Genomic DNA, 17,069 nt, shown 5'->3' with positions numbered 1-17,069 from the left:
GAGGTACACTGAGGTCATTGCGAAACCGTCTTTTACGAACCCAACTGTTTAGATCCTGCGAGGTTTGCCATGGCTGACTACAAAGCGCCCCTGCGCGATATGCGCTTCGTCCTCAATGAAGTGTTCGAGGTCACGAAACTCTGGGCCCAATTGCCGGTACTGGCCGACACCGTGGACGCTGAAACGGTCGAAGCGATCCTCGAAGAAGCCGGCAAAGTCACCAGCAAAAGCATCGCCCCCCTCAGCCGCGCCGCAGACGAAGAAGGTTGCCACTGGGCCGACGGCGCCGTCACCACGCCGGCAGGTTTCCCACAGGCCTACAAGACTTACGCTGAAGGCGGTTGGGTCGGTGTCGGTGGTGATCCGGTGTACGGCGGCATGGGCATGCCCAAGGCCGTCTCGGCCCAGGTCGAGGAAATGGTCAACTCCGCCAGCCTGTCCTTCGGCCTGTATCCGATGCTGACCGCTGGCGCCTGCCTGTCGATCAATGCCCATGCCAGCGAAGAACTGAAGGCGGCGTACCTGCCGAACATGTACGCCGGCGTCTGGGCCGGTTCCATGTGCCTGACCGAGCCTCACGCCGGTACGGACCTGGGGATCATCCGCACCAAGGCCGAACCTCAGGCCGACGGTTCCTACAAGGTCAGTGGCACGAAGATTTTCATCACCGGTGGCGAGCACGACCTCACCGAGAACATCATTCACCTGGTGCTGGCGAAGCTGCCAGACGCACCGGCGGGCCCCAAGGGTATCTCGCTGTTCCTGGTGCCCAAGTTCATGGTCAATGCCGACGGCAGCCTGGGCGCGCGCAACGCGGCCAACTGCGGGTCGATCGAACACAAGATGGGCATCCAGGCGTCCGCCACCTGCGTGATGAACTTCGATGAAGCCGTGGGCTACCTGGTCGGCGAGCCGAACAAAGGCCTGGCGGCGATGTTCACCATGATGAACTACGAGCGTCTGGGGGTCGGCATCCAGGGCCTGGCCTCCGGCGAGCGTTCCTACCAGAACGCCGTCGAATATGCCCGTGACCGCCTGCAAAGCCGTTCGCCCACTGGTGCACAGAACAAGGACAAGGTCGCAGACCCGATCATCGTCCACCCCGACGTGCGTCGGATGCTGCTGACCATGAAGGCCTCGAACGAGGGTGGCCGGGCATTTTCCACCTACGTGGCGATGCAACTGGATACCGCCAAGTTCAGCGAAGACCCGGTCACCCGCAAGCGCGCCGAAGACCTGGTGGCGTTGCTGACCCCAGTGGCCAAGGCTTTCCTGACCGACCTGGGCCTGGAAACCACGGTCCATGGCCAGCAGGTGTTCGGCGGCCATGGTTACATTCGTGAATGGGGCCAGGAGCAACTGGTGCGTGACGTGCGCATCACCCAGATCTACGAAGGTACCAATGGTATCCAGGCGCTGGATCTGGTCGGGCGCAAGATCGTCGGCAGTGGCGGTGCGTTCTACCGGTTGTTCGCCGATGAAATCCGTCATTTCACCGCCACCGCGAGCAGCGACCTGGCGGAGTTCACCCAGCCACTGAACGACGCGGTCGGGACGCTGGATGAGTTGACCGATTGGTTGCTGGAGCGGGCGAAGAACAACCCGAACGAAATCGGCGCCGCTTCGGTGGAGTACCTCCAGGCGTTCGGCTACACCGCTTACGCTTACATGTGGGCGTTGATGGCCAAGGCGGCCTTTGGCAAGGAGAACCAGGATGATTTCTACGCGAGCAAACTGGGCACGGCGCGGTTCTATTTCGCTCGCCTGTTGCCGCGCATTCACTCCCTGAGTGCTTCGGTGAAAGCTGGCAGCGAGTCGCTGTTTCTGCTGGAGCCAGGGCAGTTCTAAAAACTGACATTGTGTAAGCAAAAGCTTACACAATGTACTGGCGTTTTCCCTCTATCGGCAGATTGGATCCAGGGCTAATCTACTTCACATGGACGCCGCGCAGGACGCGCAAAGTAACAACATGGACACGTAGGATTCTGCCAGGACGGCGGAGTGAAATGGATGTCAGGGAAACAGTCTGCAAAGCCCCGCTTCGGCGGGGTTTTCTTTTGCCTGCGTTTTATATCGTTGCGCAGGTTTGGCCGTTCGGGCCGTCTTTCCTGAGAGTTTTTCACTGAACCCTGACGAGCGGTCGGGGGTCAATGAGCTGTATGGCAACGTAGCCATCGCCAATCAGGGAGTCATCCATGGATATCATTCGAATCATCATCGCCATCCTGCTGCCACCACTGGGTGTTTTTCTGCAGGTCGGTTTTGGCGGGGCTTTCTGGCTGAACATCCTGCTGACATTACTGGGTTACATCCCAGGCATCGTGCATGCGGTGTACATCATCGCCAAGCGCTGAGGATCTGGCGCGAATTCGATTACATGGTCTATCCCCTGTGGGAGCGAGCTTGCTCGCGATAGCGGTGTGTCAGTCCACGGAAATGTCGACTGGACTACTGCCATCGCGAGCAAGCTCGCTCCCACAGTGTGTTTGGCTCCCTACCGATCGCCCTCCACCACCCTGCGATAGAACAACCACTCATGCTCCAGCGCATGCGCTTGGTTCGCGGCCTTGCGAAAGCCATGGCGCTCATCCGGGTAGTAGTGCGCCTCGACGGCCACGCCATTGGCCTGTAAGGCACTGACCATGTCGCGGGTCTGCTGCGGGACCACCACCGCGTCCAGTTCACCCTGGAAAAAGATCACTGGCACACGGATGTTCCCGGCGTGCAGCAACGGGGTGCGGGCGCGGTAGCGTTCGACGTCCTGTTGCGGATCGCCGATCAGCCAGTCCAGATAATCACCTTCGAACTTGTGCGTGGCCCGGCCGAGGGCGACAGGGTCGCTCACGCCATAGAGGCTGGCGCCGGCACGGAAGACGTCATGGAACGCCAAGGCGCAGAGGGTCGTGTAGCCACCGGCACTGCCACCCCGGATGAATGCATGACGGCCATCGATCAGGCCTTGTTCATTCAGGTAGGCAACCACCGCGCAGGCATCCTCGACATCCACCACGCCCCAGTTCAAATGCAATGCCTGCCGATAGGCCCGGCCATAGCCGCTGCTGCCGCGGTAATTGAGATCGGCAACGGCAAAGCCACGCTGGGTCCAATACTGGATACGCGGATCGAACTGGGGATAACTGGCCGAGGTGGGGCCGCCGTGAATGAACACCACCAGGGGCGGCTTCGCCTGTACATTCATGGCCGGGTAAAAGAACCCGTGGGCCTCGCCTGACCCGGATGGATAACACAGGGTTCGAGGACGGCTGATCTGTTCGGCGGGCAATGGCGCGACGCCACCGGCCAGCACCGCGACTTCATGACTATGCCGTTCGATGGCAATGACCGCCGACGGGCCGGTCGGCGAGGCGGCAATGGCATAGATGAACCGCTCATCCAGCGCCAGGCTGCGAAAGCGGGTATAGGTGCCGGTAAAGTCCTCGCTGGCGTCGTCACCGCGACACAGGCCCAGGCGCCCGAAGCCCGCTTCGGTCCAACTCGCCAGGTACGTGTGTTCATCCAGCGGCAGCCAGGTACAGCCACCCAGTTGCCATGGCGCCGGGGCGTGATCGGCTTCGGCGGCGGGCAGTGGTTCCAGGCCTTGGGCCGACTCCCTCCAGGGCTGCCAATAACCACCGCGATCACTCAGGCAATAAAGGCGACTGGCCGCGTCGAAGCGCGGTTGCTGAATGGACGCTTGCTGACCGTCGCCGGCCACGCAGCGTGGCTCGCTCCAACCCGAAGCATTGCGTTCGGCCAACATCAACCGCGTGGCGGTCCAAGGTTGATGCGGACGGCTCCACTCAACCCAGGCGAGCCGCTGGCCGTCCGGGCTCAGGGTCGGCGAAGCGTAGAAATCGGCGCCTTCAGCCAGTAGATGCCGCTGACGATCCGCCAACCCGATCGACACCAGGCGATGCTGGTTGGCTTGTTCTTCCACCGCCAACACCTGGCCGTCGGCAAAGCCAAGGTCCCCGTAGCGGCACTCACCGGAGGTCAGCGCCACGGGCTGCCCGTCGCTCAGCGACTGGTGGTACAACTGCTGGTCGGTCTCATTGACGAACAGCACGCCGTCATGGCTCAGGCAGAACGACCCGCCGCCGTATTCATAGACCCGGCTGCGCGCGCTGAAGCCGTCCGGCGTCAAACAGCGAGCCTCGGTATCTTGCCAATGCCAGATCCGGCAGGCGCCGTCCGCAGGGCGGTATTCATTCCAGAACAAGCCCAAGGGCCCGACCTGCAGTTCGGCGAAGTCGGTGCCGGCGGCAACGGCCTGGGCGGCGCTGAAAGGCTCAGCCTTTGGCGATGAGGCGCGAGTTTCGTTCATTGCGAAAGGCCAGTTGCTCAATGGTTTGCGTGGCGTGCTCGGCGTCTTCGCGAGCTTGCAGGATTATTCCGTGATGTTCGGATTTGCTGCACACCGGGTCGGCGTTGCTGGCGTCCCCCGTGAGCATGAACGCCTGGCAGCGGCAGCCGCCGAAGTCCTTTTCCTTTTCATCGCAGGAGCGGCACGGTTCGGGCATCCAGTCATAACCGCGGAAACGGTTGAAGCCGAACGAGTCGTACCAGATGTGCTGCATGCTGTGGTCGCGCACATTGGGAAACTGCACCGGCAGCTGTCGGGCACCGTGACAAGGCAATGCCGTGCCGTCCGGCGTGACGGTGAGGAAAATGCTGCCCCAGCCGTTCATGCAGCCCTTGGGTCGTTCTTCATAGTAGTCCGGCGTGACAAAGATCAACTTGCACGGATTGCCTTCCGCTTCCAGCTTGGCGCGATATTCATTGGTGATGCGCTCGGCGCGTACCAGTTGCTCCCGGGTAGGCAGCAGGCCGACGCGGTTCAATTGCGCCCAGCCGTAGAACTGGCAGGTGGCGAGTTCGACGAAGTCGGCTTCCAGGGCGATGCACAGCTCGATGATGCGGTCGATCTTGTCGATGTTGTGCCGGTGGGTCACGAAGTTCAGCACCATCGGATAGCCGTGGGCCTTCACCGCCCGGGCCATTTCCAGTTTTTGCGCGAAGGCTTTCTTCGAGCCGGCCAGGAGGTTGTTCACCTGCTCGTCGCTGGCCTGGAAACTGATCTGGATATGGTCCAGCCCGGCCTTCTTGAAGTCGCTGATTTTCTGTTCGGTCAAGCCGATGCCGGAGGTGATCAGGTTGGTATAGAAACCCAGCCTGCGCGCTTCACCGATCAGTTCGGCCAGGTCCTGGCGCACCAGCGGCTCGCCACCGGAAAAACCCAACTGCGCGGCGCCCATTTCCCGGGCTTCGCGAAAGACCTTGAACCACTGCTCGGTGCTCAGCTCCTTGCCCTGCTCGGCGAAGTCCAACGGGTTGGAGCAGTACGGGCATTGCAATGGGCACCGATAGGTCAGCTCCGCCAGCAGCCACAGCGGCAGGCCGACTTCCGGCCTGGGCGGCAGGGCACGGGTGTCAGGCAAGTTCGATCCAGTGCTGTGCACGGGCGACCTCCATGAATTGCTCGATGTCGTCACCAAGTTCCGGCACGTCGGGAAACTGCTTGGCCAACTCGTCGATGATGGCCGCGACATCCCGTTCGCCGTCGATCAGGCCGCCGATCAGCGCAGCGCTGTCGTTCAACTTGATCATGCCTTCAGGATAGAGCAGCACGTGGCCTTTCTGGGCCGGTTCGTACTGGAAACGATAGCCGGGGCGCCAGCGCGGGGTTTGGCTGCGGTCGAAACTCATAAGGTAATTCCTTTGTGCCAAACCCGTTGGTCGGTCACGCTGTGATAGGGCGGGCGGTTCAATTCGTAGGCCATGCTCATGGCATCGAGCATGCTCCAGAGAATGTCCAGCTTGAACTGGAGAATCTCCAACATGCGTTCCTGCCCGGCGCGGGTGGTGTAGTGCTGCAAGGTGATCGCCAAGCCATGCTCCACATCGCGCCGGGCCTGGCCCAGGCGGGTGCGGAAGTATTCATAGCCGGCCGGGTCGATCCACGGGTAATGCTGCGGCCAACTGTCCAGGCGCGACTGGTGGATCTGCGGGGCGAACAGTTCGGTCAGCGAGCTGCTGGCGGCCTCTTGCCAACTGGCCCGGCGGGCGAAATTGACGTAGGCGTCCACCGCGAAGCGTACCCCTGGCAACACCAGTTCCTGGGAACGCAGCTGGTCGGGGTCCAGGCCCACCGCCTGGCCCAGCCGCAGCCAGGCTTCGATGCCGCCGTCTTCGCCGGGCGCGCCGTCATGGTCGAGCAGGCGCTGGATCCACTCGCGACGGATTTCCCGGTCCGGGCAGTTGGCCAGGATCGCGGCGTCCTTGAGCGGGATGTTCACTTGATAGTAGAAACGGTTCGCGACCCAGCCCTGGATCTGCTCGCGAGTGGCACGGCCTTCATACATCGCCACGTGATAGGGGTGATGGATGTGGTAATACGCGCCTTTGGCACGCAGGGCCGCTTCGAACTCGGCGGGGGACAGGGGGGTGTCAGTCATTTCGGTCTCCGGGGGAATAACCGCTGGCGGTTGGGGTGCCTGGTCTGGCCTCTTCGCGAGCAAGCCCGCTCCCACATTGATTTTGCGGTGTATGAAATATCGAGTTACTCAGCCTCTGTGGGAGCGGGCTTGCTCGCGAAGGCGTCCTGTCAGCCAGCACAAGCGTTGACTGTCGTCCCACATTGGTACCGACCTTCCTACAACTCAATACTCATTCCGTCGTAGGCCACTTCAATCTTTCGACGTACAAGCTCGGCCCGTTCGGGCGAATCTTCGTCCAGGATCGGGTTGGTGTTGTTGATATGGATAAGGACCTTGCGCTGCTCGGGCAGTCGCTCCAGCACTTCCAGCATGCCGCCGGGGCCGTTCTGGGCCAGGTGGCCCATTTCCCGGCCGGTGCGGGTGCCAACGCCACGGCGCTGCATTTCATCGTCGTCCCACATTGTGCCGTCCACCAGCAAGCAGTCGCTGCCGGCCATGATCGCCAACAACGACTCGTCGACCTTGCCCAGGCCCGGGGCATAGAACAGCTTGCCGCCTGAGCGCAGGTCTTCGACGATCAGCCCTATGTTATCGCCCGGGTGCGGGTCGAAGCGATGGGGCGAATAGGGCGGTGCGGCACTGCGCAGGGGCAGCGGGGTGAAGCGCAGGTTCGGGCAGGCGGCGATGGTGAAGCTCTGGTCGAGCTCGATGCGATTCCAGCTCAGCCCGCCGTTCCAGTGGGTCAACATGTTGAACAGTGGGAAGCCCGTGCTCAGGTCTTCATGAACCATGTCGGTGCACCAGATTTGATGCGGGCAACCTTCGCGCAGGCTAAGCAGGCCGGTGGTGTGGTCGATCTGGCTGTCCATCAGGATGATCGCGCCAATGCCGGTGTCGCGCAGGGCCCGGCCAGGCTGCATCGGGGCGAAGCCCTGGAGCTGGGCGCGAATGTCCGGGGAGGCGTTGCACAGCACCCAGTTCACGCCGTCATCGGACAGGGCGATGGACGACTGGGTACGCGCCTGGGCCCGCAGGCTGCCGTTGCGAAAACCTGCGCAGTTGGCGCAGTTGCAGTTCCACTGGGGGAAACCGCCACCGGCGGCGGAACCTAGAATCTGGACGAACATGGCTGCTCCATCTGCAAACCGAAATAAAAACGCCTCGGCTGGCCGAGGCGTAGTGCTGCGTGCTTAATCGCCTGCAGCAATCAGCGGCTGGCGAAGTACATGGTGACTTCGAAACCGATACGCAGGTCGATATATGCGGGTTTGGACCAGGACATGGGAATACTCCTTTGGTGGGTGGGCTTTGGTTCGATGGAACGGTGAAGACTTATACATATAGTCCACCTCCGTTCGGAGATGTTCAGATGCTTAGGCGCCTATGTTACTAAATCTGACAAATTCGTTCGCCGGGATTCTCGAAGAAAGCTCGTTACAGCACCTGCAATGATCACTGCGCCGCTTGCCAGTGTCCTGACGGGCAAGCGCCGTTGCTCAGGCAATGCCATCCCCCTTGCGCATCGAGCAAACCCTGGGCGGCAACCTCGAGCTGGGCGCGTTCCAGGCACAGGATGGCAGCGGACAGTTGCTCAAGATAATCCGACGGACGGCCGGCCAGCTTGCCCTGCCAGAGCAATTCGGCGGCGTGGGCGAAGGGCAGGGCACCGCTCTGGAGTTGGGCGGCGAGTGCCTGCTGCTGACGGCCAAGGGACGCATCATCAAGCTGCTGGATCAGCGCCGGTAACCCGGCCAGGAATTGCTCGAGGTGGGCGATCAGTTCCGCCACCGAGAGGCTGGGCGATTGGACGCCGAACAACACCCCGGTTTGCCCATCGACCTGCTTCAACCCGCTGAACACCGCATAACCCACCTGCAACTCGACGCGCAGGCGCTGGTAGAACGGCGTCTGGCACAGCTGTGCCAGCCATCGCCAGGCGGCTTCGTCGGCCAGCGCCGAGGTGGCGGTCGGGCAAAACAGCAACACGGCCGATTCTTCACCGTGGGTCTGTAGGCTATGCCAGACGCGTTGCCCGCGTGACGCCGTCGCCAGGCTGACGTCCTCGCCGGCAATGCCCTGCACGCGGGCCAGCACCGGGCCAAGCGCCCCTTGGGTGGCGGCCGACAGACCGATGGACAGCCCGTCCCAGCGGGCCGTTGTCCACACGCTTCGATCGCTGTCGGGCATTGGCAACGTTGATGTTTGCCGGCAATGATCCGGCAGCGCCTTCAACAGCTGTCGAATCGGCATCGACGGCGTTTCGTCACCGGCCTGGGCCATTGGCATTGGTTGGGCAAGCTTCGCCAGAACGTGTTCGAGCACCAACGGCAGCGGTGCCTGCAAGCCGACCAGTTTCAACAGCCATTGATGGGCGCAGGCTTCGAAACTGACGTCCACGCCGGCCTGCCGAGCCTCTTCGCGCACATCTTGCAGGTGCCGGTCGAGCCTGGATTGAACGTCGGGCGGTGCCTGGGTCGTCAGTTGCCAACGCAGGTACACCGCGCCTTCACGACCGTTGTCTGGCAGCGCCTGGCTGAATTGCATGGGCGAGCGTTCCCGCCGGCCCCGGGAGCGATCCTGGGCGAAGGTTCGCAAACCGCGGTGGGCGCTGGTCTGGCCGCGTATCAGCCCGGCGCGAGGCGCTTCGCTTGCTGTTTGCAGGAACGGATTGGGCGCGGGCAGTTGCCAGGGTTCCACGACGTTATCGGCGGGGTGCAGTTGCCTGAGGATTTCCCGGAGCCTCACGAGGTCGTTTGCCAGCAGCGGCGTGCCACGTCCTTCACAATCCCAGCGGGCCAACTGCAAGGCCGATCCTGTCTCCTGCCGTCGCTGCAACAATGCGGCGAACTCCTGGCGCAACGGCGCCCAGTCATCCTGGGCGGCAAAGAATCCCAACCAGTCGTGCAGCAACGGCTGGATTTGCGCCGCTGCCTGAGCGTTGCCGTGCTTGAATTCGATGTGCAGCAGCCCTTGTCCGGCAAACTCATACAGCGCAGTGGCCTTGAGGCTGTCCGCCAGGCCGCGCTGACGCAACGTGGCGAGCAGGCCGCCCGGTTTGCTGGAGTTCAGCCACGTACAGAGAAAGTCCAGGGCTTGAGGGGAGGCGGCGGGCAACGCTTCGAAGGCGAACAACAGGTCGAGACTACCCTTCCGGGCCTGTCGATAATGCGTCTGGGCCGATGCCAGCAGCCTTGGCGGCGACGATCCAACGACCGCTTCACCGGCCGATACATGGCTGCCGAACCGTTCCGCCAGCGCTTTCAAGGCGTCGATGCTTTGTGGGCCGACCAAGCTCAACGTCATCTGGCCGCTCTGGTAAAAGCGGCGATAGAAGTCGTGCAATGCGCTTTGGAATTCGGCGTGCTCCACGGCGAGGCTGTCGCGATTGCCGGCGTGAAAACCCCGCAGTGGATGGGACGCTGACACGCCGCCATACAAGGCAAGCTGCCGTTGGGCGGCCGCATCCTGGGACCAGGCGATGAACTCCGCGTGCAACACTTCCCGCTCCCGCAACTGATCAGCTTCGTCCAGGCGTGGCTGGGCGAGCATGTCCCACAGCCGTTCCAGCCCGTCGGCGAAGGTTGCGGGAGGGAGTTCGAAGAAAAAATCCGTGGTGCGTTCACTGGTGCGCGCATTGACCTGACCGCCGTGCCGCTGCACGTAGGCCATCAGATTCTCCCCGGCGGGAAACCGTTCGGTACCGAGGAAAAACAGATGTTCGAGCAAGTGCGCCATGCCCGGCCAGGCCAGGGGGGCGTCATGACTGCCTGCGGCGACGCGCAGTACCGCGGCGCTGCGCTTGAGGCCCGGGACATGACGCAATGTGACCCGCAAGCCGTTGGCCAGGGTTTCAGTGTGGGGGCGGAGGGAATCGGGGACCGGCATGGGCGCTTCCAGAACAAGGATGCGCCCATGCTAGCGGATCAGGGCCCTTTCTCAATCCTCAATCAGTGTTTGTGCAGGGCGTCGTAAAGCTCGGGGCGGCGATCGTGCAGGTAGTTGTAGGCCGCGCGGGAGTCGTCCAGCAGTTGTCGGTCCAGTTCGCCGACGATCAAGGCCTCGTCCAGCCCCGCCAGCGCCGGGCGACTGCCATTCGGTGCGGCGATGCTGCTTTGGCCGCAATACTGCAATTCAGCTTCATGGCCGCAGTAGTTGGCGTACGCCACGAAACACTGGTTCTCGATGGCCCGGGCGCGCACGGTGACGTCGGCGATGAACTCGTAGGGTTGCATGTTGGCGGTTGGCACCAGGATCAGCTCGGCGCCGGCCAGGGCCAGGCGTCGGGCGTTTTCCGGGAATTCCAGGTCGTAGCAGATCAGCAGGCCGAGCTTCCAGCCGTTGAGCTCGACGATGGGCAGCGCGGCGTCGCCGGCGCTGAACATGGCGTGATCAAGGTCGCCGAACAGGTGGCTTTTGCGGTAGTTGGCCAGGCGCTCGCCCTGGGCGTCGATCAGTTGCACCGCGTTGTAGATCTGCCCGTCTTCGTCACGTTCCGGGTAGCCATAGACAATCGCCAGGTTGGCTGCCTTGGCGATGCGCCCGATCTGCTGCGCCCATTCGCCGTTGTAGACCTCGGCCAGTACATTCACCGCATCGACGCCGATGTTGTAGCCGGTCATGAACATCTCCGGCAGCACCAGCACATCGGCGCCCCTGGCTTCCAGCGCCACCTGGTGCAGGCGGTGCAGGTTGCCGGCCGGATCCAGTGGCAGCGGTGGACATTGGTAGAGGGCTACGCGCATCGAAAACTCCTTTTATTCAGGCAGGGCGATCGGACCGATCTCATGGAACACATCACCTGGACCCGGGTTCTCGGCGTGAGTTTCACCGCCGAAGTGCTTCATGATGCCCCACACGGCATTGAGTGAGGTCTGTACCGCGCCTTCGACCCAGGCGGGTGTCCATGAGACGTCATCGCCGGCGATAAAGATCCCGCGTTGTTCGGCCGGCATGTCGTCTTGCATGAAATGCGCGTACATGCGCTGGTTGTAGCGATAGTGGCCAGGCAGGGCGCCCTTGAAGGCACCGAGGAAGTGCGGGTCGGCTTCCCAGGACACGGTGATCGGATCGCCAATGATCCGTGCGGCGATGTCCACCTTGGGGTAGATCTTCTTCAGGGCATCGAGGGCCAGCTTCACGCGTTTTTCCACCGGATGCGGGAGCATTTTCAGCGCATCGCTCATCCAGGAGTACGACAGGCAAATCACTCCTGGCTTGTCATCGCCGTTGTCGAACAGGTAGGTGCCACGGGTCAGGCGGTCAGTCAGGGTCATGCTCATCAGGTCGCGCCCGGTTTCCGGGTCCTTGTCCTTCCAGAACGGTCGGTCGACCATCACGAAGGTCTTCGACGATTGCATGTAGCGGGTGCGGTCCAGGGCCATCCACATTTTTTGCGAGAACAGTGCTTCTTCACATTCGATCTGGGTGGTCAGCAACCAGCTCTGGCACGTGACCAGCACGGCGGCGTATTCGCGGGTGTTTTCCCACACGTCCGTCACGCTGAACCGGCCGTCGGCCGCACGGGCAATGCGCTTCACGCCGCTGCGTGGGGCGCCCAGGTGCAGCGAATTCAGGCTGGTACCTTCCGGCCAGTGCGCACAGCGTTCGGGCACGTGATTCCAGATGCCGTGGGGCACCTGCTCGACGCCGCCGACCACCAGGTGCTGATGGTCGTCGCAGTTGGTCATCACGACGCGGAAGATTTCCAGCATCGAATTGGGGAAGTCCGAATCCCAGCCGCCCGTGCCGAAACCGACCTGGCCGAACACTTCGCGGTGCTGGAACGAGAGCTTGGCGAACGCCTTGGAAGTGGCGACGAAGTCGTAGAAGGTGCGGTCGTCCCACAGCGGCACCAAGGTGTTCCACAGTTCCTTGAGGCGTGGCACGTCGCGGTCGCGGATCGCCTGCTGGATGTCGCCGAAGCGCGAACCATCCTCCAGCGCATCGGCCCAGGCGTCGGCGACTTCCTGGAACAGTGCGGGCAGGTCCGCCAGTTTCTGTGCGTAATAGGTCTGGCCTTCCAGGTCGATGACCGTGCTGCCGGACGCCGGGGTCAGCGGGTTGGGAAAGGGTTTGGTTTCCAGGCCCAGTTTGTCGACGTAATGGTAGAACGCGGTGGATGACACTGGAAAACGCATGCCGCCCAGCTCGGCAATCACCCCTTCGGCGCCGTTGAACGCCTGTGAGCGCAGGCGTCCGCCCATTTTCGACGCCTCGTAGACCACGGGCTTGAGCCCCAGCTTCATCAGCTCGTATGCCGCCACCAGGCCGGCGATCCCGGCACCGACAATCGCCACTTCCGTACCGTGGTTGTAGGCGGGAATACTGCCCAGGCCCGCCGGATGTTCGATCCAGTCGTCAAAGGCGAAAGGAAAGTCCGGCCCGAAAATGGTGATGGGCTTCTTACCGTCTGCTGGGTGGCGATTGCTCTTGTTCATGGCGGACCTTGATGGACGACTCGACGCGGTGCTCGCGTCTGAGTATAGGAAAGATGCCAGCCATTCTAGGGAGGGTAGAACACGTTAATAAGACACAATATGTCGTCGTTTTGAGTGTAATTCAGTCATTTTGATATTTCATGCAGTCATAATGACGAACACTGTTCCATATGGGAGCGAGCTTGCTCGCGATAGCGTCGGTTCAGTCAGCACTTTTATGGACTGACAGACCGCTATCGCGAGCAAGCTCCCACAGAAACTCTCCTTAACAATTGCTAGCGCGGTCAACAGGAGCAGATACCCGCCCAAACTCCTATGGTTATTCCCTTGAGGTTATATAGCCTGGGTGGCATATTTGAATGAAATGGGACGTTGAATATACCGACGAATTTGAGATGTGGTGGGACCGTCTCTGTGAGTCAGAGCAAGACTCTGTACAGGCCTCGGTAATGCTGCTCGGCGACACCGGGCCGTATCTGGGCTTTCCTCACACCAGTGATATCAAAGGTTCGCGTCATGGCAACCTTCGTGAGTTACGAGTGCAACACGCAGGTAGGCCTTATCGTGTGCTCTATGCATTTGATCCCCGCCGCTGCGCCATCCTGCTGATCGGGGGAGACAAAACCGGCCAGGGCCGTTGGTATCAGGAATATGTGCCTTTGGCCGAATGCCTCTATGACGAGCATTTGGAAGTATTGAAGAGAGAGGGCTTTGACAATGGCTAAGAAATTTTCCGACTTGATGGCGCGTCGGTCGCCTGACTCCCAGGCTCGTGCACAGGCTTTGTATCAGACCTTGCGTGCAGAAATGCCGTTGCACGAGTTGCGCCAGGCGCAGGAGTTGAGCCAGGAGGCCTTGGCCAAGGCACTGCATATCAACCAGGCGGCAGTCTCGAAAATGGAGCGCCGGACGGATATGTACATCAGCACGTTGCGAAATTACATCCGGGCCATGGGGGGGGAATTGGAGATTATCGCGACCTTTCCAGAGGGGCAGGTCAGGATCGAAAATTTCTCCCATCCAACAGCGTAACTGGCGATATTCCCTGTGGGAGCGAGCTTGCTCGCGATAGCGCCGGTTCAGTCAGCACTTTCATGGACTGACAGACCGCTATCGCGAGCAAGCTCGCTCCCACAAGGTAAGTCGCATGTATAAGCGCTAGACCGGCTGCCCTCGATCGATCTTGCTGCTGAGGATGATCGAGGTGGTGGTCTTCTCCACACCGTCCACGCTGCCGATCTGGTCCAGCAACTGGTCCAATTGTTCCGGTGAATCGGTGCGCAGCCAGGCGACGTAGTCGAACTCACCGCTGACCGCGCACAGTTGCTGGACTTGGGCCATGGCGCTCAAGCGTCGCAGCACGTCCTTGCCGGAGCGCGGCTGGACCTTGATGCCAACGTAAGCCTGCAAGCCGCCGTCAATCACCCGTTGGCCCAGGCGCACGCCATATCCGGTAATCACCTTGGTCTTTTCCAGGCGCGCCAAGCGCGACGTGACGGTTGTCCGGGCGATACCCAACTGCCGGGCCAGCATGGCGACGCTTTCCCGGGCATTGATTTGCAGGGCCGCGATCAGTTGGCGGTCGATTTCGTCGAGGACGGTAGGGCGGGTGTCAGGCAAGGTGGGCTCCGGCGTGGACATCGGTGACGAGCATGTTACAGGCTCTCGCGTTCGAAATAGCCAATGGCGGGTAAGGCCAGCGCTCGCCAGGCGGGGGCCAGGTGTACTTGCGAGGACCTTAGCCAGAAACCGTCCTGGCATACCAGCTGTTCAGCGGGCGCTTGCAGCAAAAGGGTCAGAGGCAGTGACTGCACCGAACCTGGGTCGTCATTGTCCTCAGCTTCCCAATCGCGTTCAAAACAGCGCACGCGCACTTGATCGTCGTCGAAACCTTCAAGCAGGGGGCGGTTGCCCAGCCATTGCGGATGCACTCGCAACGTGTGCGCCTGGACATCCAGCAGCAGCAATTGCCAGCCTCGATAGCTGCCACACAGCTCGGTCACGTCGGTAGCCATACAGGTAAGGGCCAGATAGCGACCATCCGCCGACCAGATCATCGAGGGTGCCAGGTCGCTCAACGCGCAGCCTGATGCGGTCAGCAGGTAGCCGCCAAGCCGAGGCGTCTGCGCCCGCACCCAGCTGTCGGCATATTCCGTCTCGCTGCCGAACAACCAGGCCGCATCCTGCTGGTTGGGGGCGGGCAGGATGAAGTCTCCTTCGGCATTGGCGACTTGCGGGCGATCCACCAAGCGCCAGGGGGGCATTCTGTGCAGTTGCGAATCCCTCACCTGCAGTTCCACGGTGGCGTAGAACAGCCGGGATCGCTCGTCGGGCTGAAAGAATGAAGGGGCGCTACCGACCTGTGGCGCTGGGACATTGAAGCGTTGCAGCGCGCTGCTCTCCAGGTCTTGATCAAGACGGCCGGCCACCACCGCCAGGCTCAGCCGGCCCGCGCGGAAATCGAGCAGGCGAGCGACCCACATCGCGGGCCCCTGCAGCAGCTGTCGCTCCTTCAGATCGGCAACCATCCCGTGGGTCGCGACCGTCGTGGCACCGTCGAAGGGCAGCAGGGCCAGGTAACGCCCGCAATCGGAGACCCGATGATCCAACAACCAGCGGCCAGGCAACTGCCAGTCGCCGATCTGACAGCGATAACCGCCCAGTCCGTCGGGATTATCGCCAAGCCAGGTCAGCCGTGCGCGCACCCCGTCCTGCATCGGCTGCGTTTCGATGAATGAATCGCCGCGCTGGCCTTGGCTGTCCAGCGGCATCGCAATGGTCATGCGGGTCAGCGCGAATTCGCCCACCTGCGCGCGACCTTGGGCGTCGTGACCGACCTGGGTCTCGGTGTCGCCGTGGATGCTGTCCAAGCGGTAGCCATAACGCCCGGAGCCCGGTCGCGGATAGTCAAGGTACGAGCCGATCTGCACATGGTTTGCGTCGAGCCCCAGCAACTCGTGCCAATAGAAGGACGGTTCTGCTTCGCTCTTCACCCAAGGCGAGGGCAGGGCGCGCCAGCCCAGGTCGAGCTGCCACAGCCAATACTGGTCGCCGTCCGCATGAGGGGTTTGTTCCTGGGCCAGGCACACCAGGGCGCGTTGATCGTTGCTCCATACCAACGGCGCATCGGCCGCCATCAACAGGCCGGCCGGTTGCCCGTTGACGCTGATGGCGTAGCGCGGTGAAGCCAGCGGTTCCAGCGGCTGGGCCAGGTCGCGAAATGTCGCGGGCAAGGCAATCTCGCCCCGCAGGCAGTGCTGGCCGTCCGCAGAATGCCGCTCGAAGGTAGGTTGAACCTGCTCGGGATGCCACTCGGAGTCCAGCCATAGGTCGGCGAAGGGGACCAAGTGGGTAACGCTGGCCGTCTGGAACAGCTCATCCAGTCGGATTTCGCGAACGCTGTCGTCCACCAGTGGGCTATGGCGACCGCTCAACACGCCGAGATCAAAAGCGTCCAACTCCCAGAGTTCGCTGTCGGCACAGCGGTACACCTGGCGCTGTTGACGGTCGAGGACGACCAGCCCCCAGTTCTGCCGGGACGGTACGGTCGCCGCAAAATAGCGTCCGTCGCGGGAGAACAGTGACGAAGAACCAAGGCCTTGCAGGAGTACGCCATCGGGAAACAGGTAGTCGCAATAAGTGGGGCCGCCCATGGCGATTTCACTGTGGTTGAACACCCTGATCGGTTCGCCTTCAGGCGTCAGTTGCGGCTCGCTTCCACCCCAGGCACTGGCGCCTTTGCCGGAAACGGGCGCCAAGCCCAGACGCCGCTCCCAAGTGCTGACACACGCCAGCCCACCGCCAATGCTGGCGATGGCCGCCAGGATGCCCCACCACTCAGGCAAGGCCCGACCCACACTGAAACCCAGGCCGAACACGGCGCCGACGATCAACCTGCCACAGACTCGCCCGGCCGACAAAAAGCCGAATCGCGCGGCAAGCCCCATCAGCAGGCCGAAGAACAACACCACCAACAAAGCCAATGGAGGCGGCAATATGGTGACGAAAAAAGCCGGCACCAGCAGGATGCCGAGTTGCCAGAACAGTTCAAGAAACAGTCGGGAGAGGCTGGGGCTGGCGATGATGGAATCTCGCTTGAGAGGGTTGAACGGGCATCGCCCGTCATTAATTTCCCAGAGTATTACTTCCAGGTGAGTCGAGGAACAAGGAAAGGGAGCGGCCAGTGGCCAAAGTT

15 protein-coding genes are annotated in these 17,069 nt (G+C 61.9%); 4 read left to right on the top strand and 11 right to left on the bottom strand.

What is annotated here, in order from left to right:
* Window positions 1-69 precede the first annotated feature (69 nt).
* Window positions 70-1,848, top strand: coding sequence for an acyl-CoA dehydrogenase C-terminal domain-containing protein (locus BLO80_RS23870; RefSeq protein ID WP_092331281.1), 1,779 nt, complete (start codon window positions 70-72; stop codon window positions 1,846-1,848).
* Between the two features lie 347 nt (window positions 1,849-2,195).
* Entirely contained in the window at window positions 2,196-2,354 is a 159-nt protein-coding gene (locus BLO80_RS23865; RefSeq protein WP_038436734.1) for a YqaE/Pmp3 family membrane protein, read from the top strand.
* 140 nt (window positions 2,355-2,494) lie between these two features.
* On the opposite strand, the gene BLO80_RS23860 is transcribed toward BLO80_RS23865, so the two are convergent.
* From BLO80_RS23860 to BLO80_RS23820, 9 genes are all read right to left on the bottom strand, one after another.
* The gene (locus BLO80_RS23860) at window positions 2,495-4,324 is read right to left on the bottom strand and encodes a S9 family peptidase (protein ID WP_092331279.1); all 1,830 of its coding nucleotides are present in this window, start codon (window positions 4,322-4,324) and stop codon (window positions 2,495-2,497) included.
* The gene (gene pqqE, locus BLO80_RS23855; RefSeq protein ID WP_092331276.1) at window positions 4,290-5,459 is read right to left on the bottom strand and encodes a pyrroloquinoline quinone biosynthesis protein PqqE; all 1,170 of its coding nucleotides are present in this window, start codon (window positions 5,457-5,459) and stop codon (window positions 4,290-4,292) included. The genes BLO80_RS23860 and pqqE overlap by 35 nt, the downstream gene beginning before the upstream one ends.
* Window positions 5,431-5,706, bottom strand: a complete 276-nt coding sequence (gene pqqD, locus BLO80_RS23850) for a pyrroloquinoline quinone biosynthesis peptide chaperone PqqD (protein ID WP_060740339.1) — start codon at window positions 5,704-5,706, stop codon at window positions 5,431-5,433. Before pqqD ends, pqqE begins: the two co-directional genes overlap by 29 nt.
* A complete protein-coding gene (gene pqqC / locus BLO80_RS23845; RefSeq protein WP_060740340.1) occupies window positions 5,703-6,455 on the bottom strand; it encodes a pyrroloquinoline-quinone synthase PqqC in 753 nt (250 codons plus the stop codon). Before pqqC ends, pqqD begins: the two co-directional genes overlap by 4 nt.
* A 197-nt stretch (window positions 6,456-6,652) precedes the next feature.
* Window positions 6,653-7,564, bottom strand: coding sequence for a pyrroloquinoline quinone biosynthesis protein PqqB (gene pqqB, locus BLO80_RS23840; RefSeq protein WP_092331274.1), 912 nt, complete (start codon window positions 7,562-7,564; stop codon window positions 6,653-6,655).
* Window positions 7,565-7,644: 80 nt separating this feature from the next.
* Window positions 7,645-7,719 carry a pyrroloquinoline quinone precursor peptide PqqA gene (gene pqqA, locus BLO80_RS23835; RefSeq protein ID WP_003177660.1) on the bottom strand — a complete coding sequence of 25 codons (75 nt, stop codon included), beginning with the start codon at window positions 7,717-7,719 and terminating at the stop codon, window positions 7,645-7,647.
* 170 nt (window positions 7,720-7,889) lie between these two features.
* Entirely contained in the window at window positions 7,890-10,322 is a 2,433-nt protein-coding gene (gene pqqF / locus BLO80_RS23830; RefSeq protein WP_092331271.1) for a pyrroloquinoline quinone biosynthesis protein PqqF, read from the bottom strand.
* Window positions 10,323-10,384: 62 nt separating this feature from the next.
* Window positions 10,385-11,179 (bottom strand): carbon-nitrogen hydrolase family protein, encoded by a 795-nt coding sequence (locus tag BLO80_RS23825; protein WP_092331269.1) that lies wholly within the window; start codon window positions 11,177-11,179, stop codon window positions 10,385-10,387.
* A gap of 12 nt (window positions 11,180-11,191) precedes the next feature.
* Entirely contained in the window at window positions 11,192-12,874 is a 1,683-nt protein-coding gene (locus BLO80_RS23820) for a flavin monoamine oxidase family protein (RefSeq protein WP_092331266.1), read from the bottom strand.
* A 359-nt stretch (window positions 12,875-13,233) separates the two neighbouring features.
* Here BLO80_RS23820 and BLO80_RS23815 point away from each other — a divergent pair, with 359 nt between their 5' ends.
* Together BLO80_RS23815 and BLO80_RS23810 are read left to right on the top strand one after the other, a co-directional pair.
* A complete protein-coding gene (locus tag BLO80_RS23815; RefSeq protein WP_092331264.1) occupies window positions 13,234-13,599 on the top strand; it encodes a type II toxin-antitoxin system RelE/ParE family toxin in 366 nt (121 codons plus the stop codon).
* Window positions 13,592-13,906, top strand: coding sequence for an XRE family transcriptional regulator (locus BLO80_RS23810; protein WP_092331261.1), 315 nt, complete (start codon window positions 13,592-13,594; stop codon window positions 13,904-13,906). The genes BLO80_RS23815 and BLO80_RS23810 overlap by 8 nt, the downstream gene beginning before the upstream one ends.
* 126 nt (window positions 13,907-14,032) lie before the next feature.
* Here the strand turns inward: BLO80_RS23810 and BLO80_RS23805 are convergent, their stop codons facing one another.
* Both BLO80_RS23805 and BLO80_RS23800 read right to left on the bottom strand, forming a co-directional pair.
* Window positions 14,033-14,494: an Lrp/AsnC family transcriptional regulator gene (locus BLO80_RS23805; protein ID WP_092331357.1), complete on the bottom strand. Its 462-nt coding sequence runs from the start codon at window positions 14,492-14,494 to the stop codon at window positions 14,033-14,035.
* Window positions 14,495-14,529: 35 nt separating this feature from the next.
* Window positions 14,530-16,893: a hypothetical protein gene (locus tag BLO80_RS23800; RefSeq protein WP_256574240.1), complete on the bottom strand. Its 2,364-nt coding sequence runs from the start codon at window positions 16,891-16,893 to the stop codon at window positions 14,530-14,532.
* Window positions 16,894-17,069: the final 176 nt, after the last annotated feature.

Source organism: Pseudomonas sp. NFACC56-3 (genome assembly GCF_900100025.1).
Lineage (GTDB): Bacteria > Pseudomonadota > Gammaproteobacteria > Pseudomonadales > Pseudomonadaceae > Aquipseudomonas > Aquipseudomonas fluorescens_AA.
This window is presented reverse-complemented; position numbering and strand designations above follow the sequence as displayed.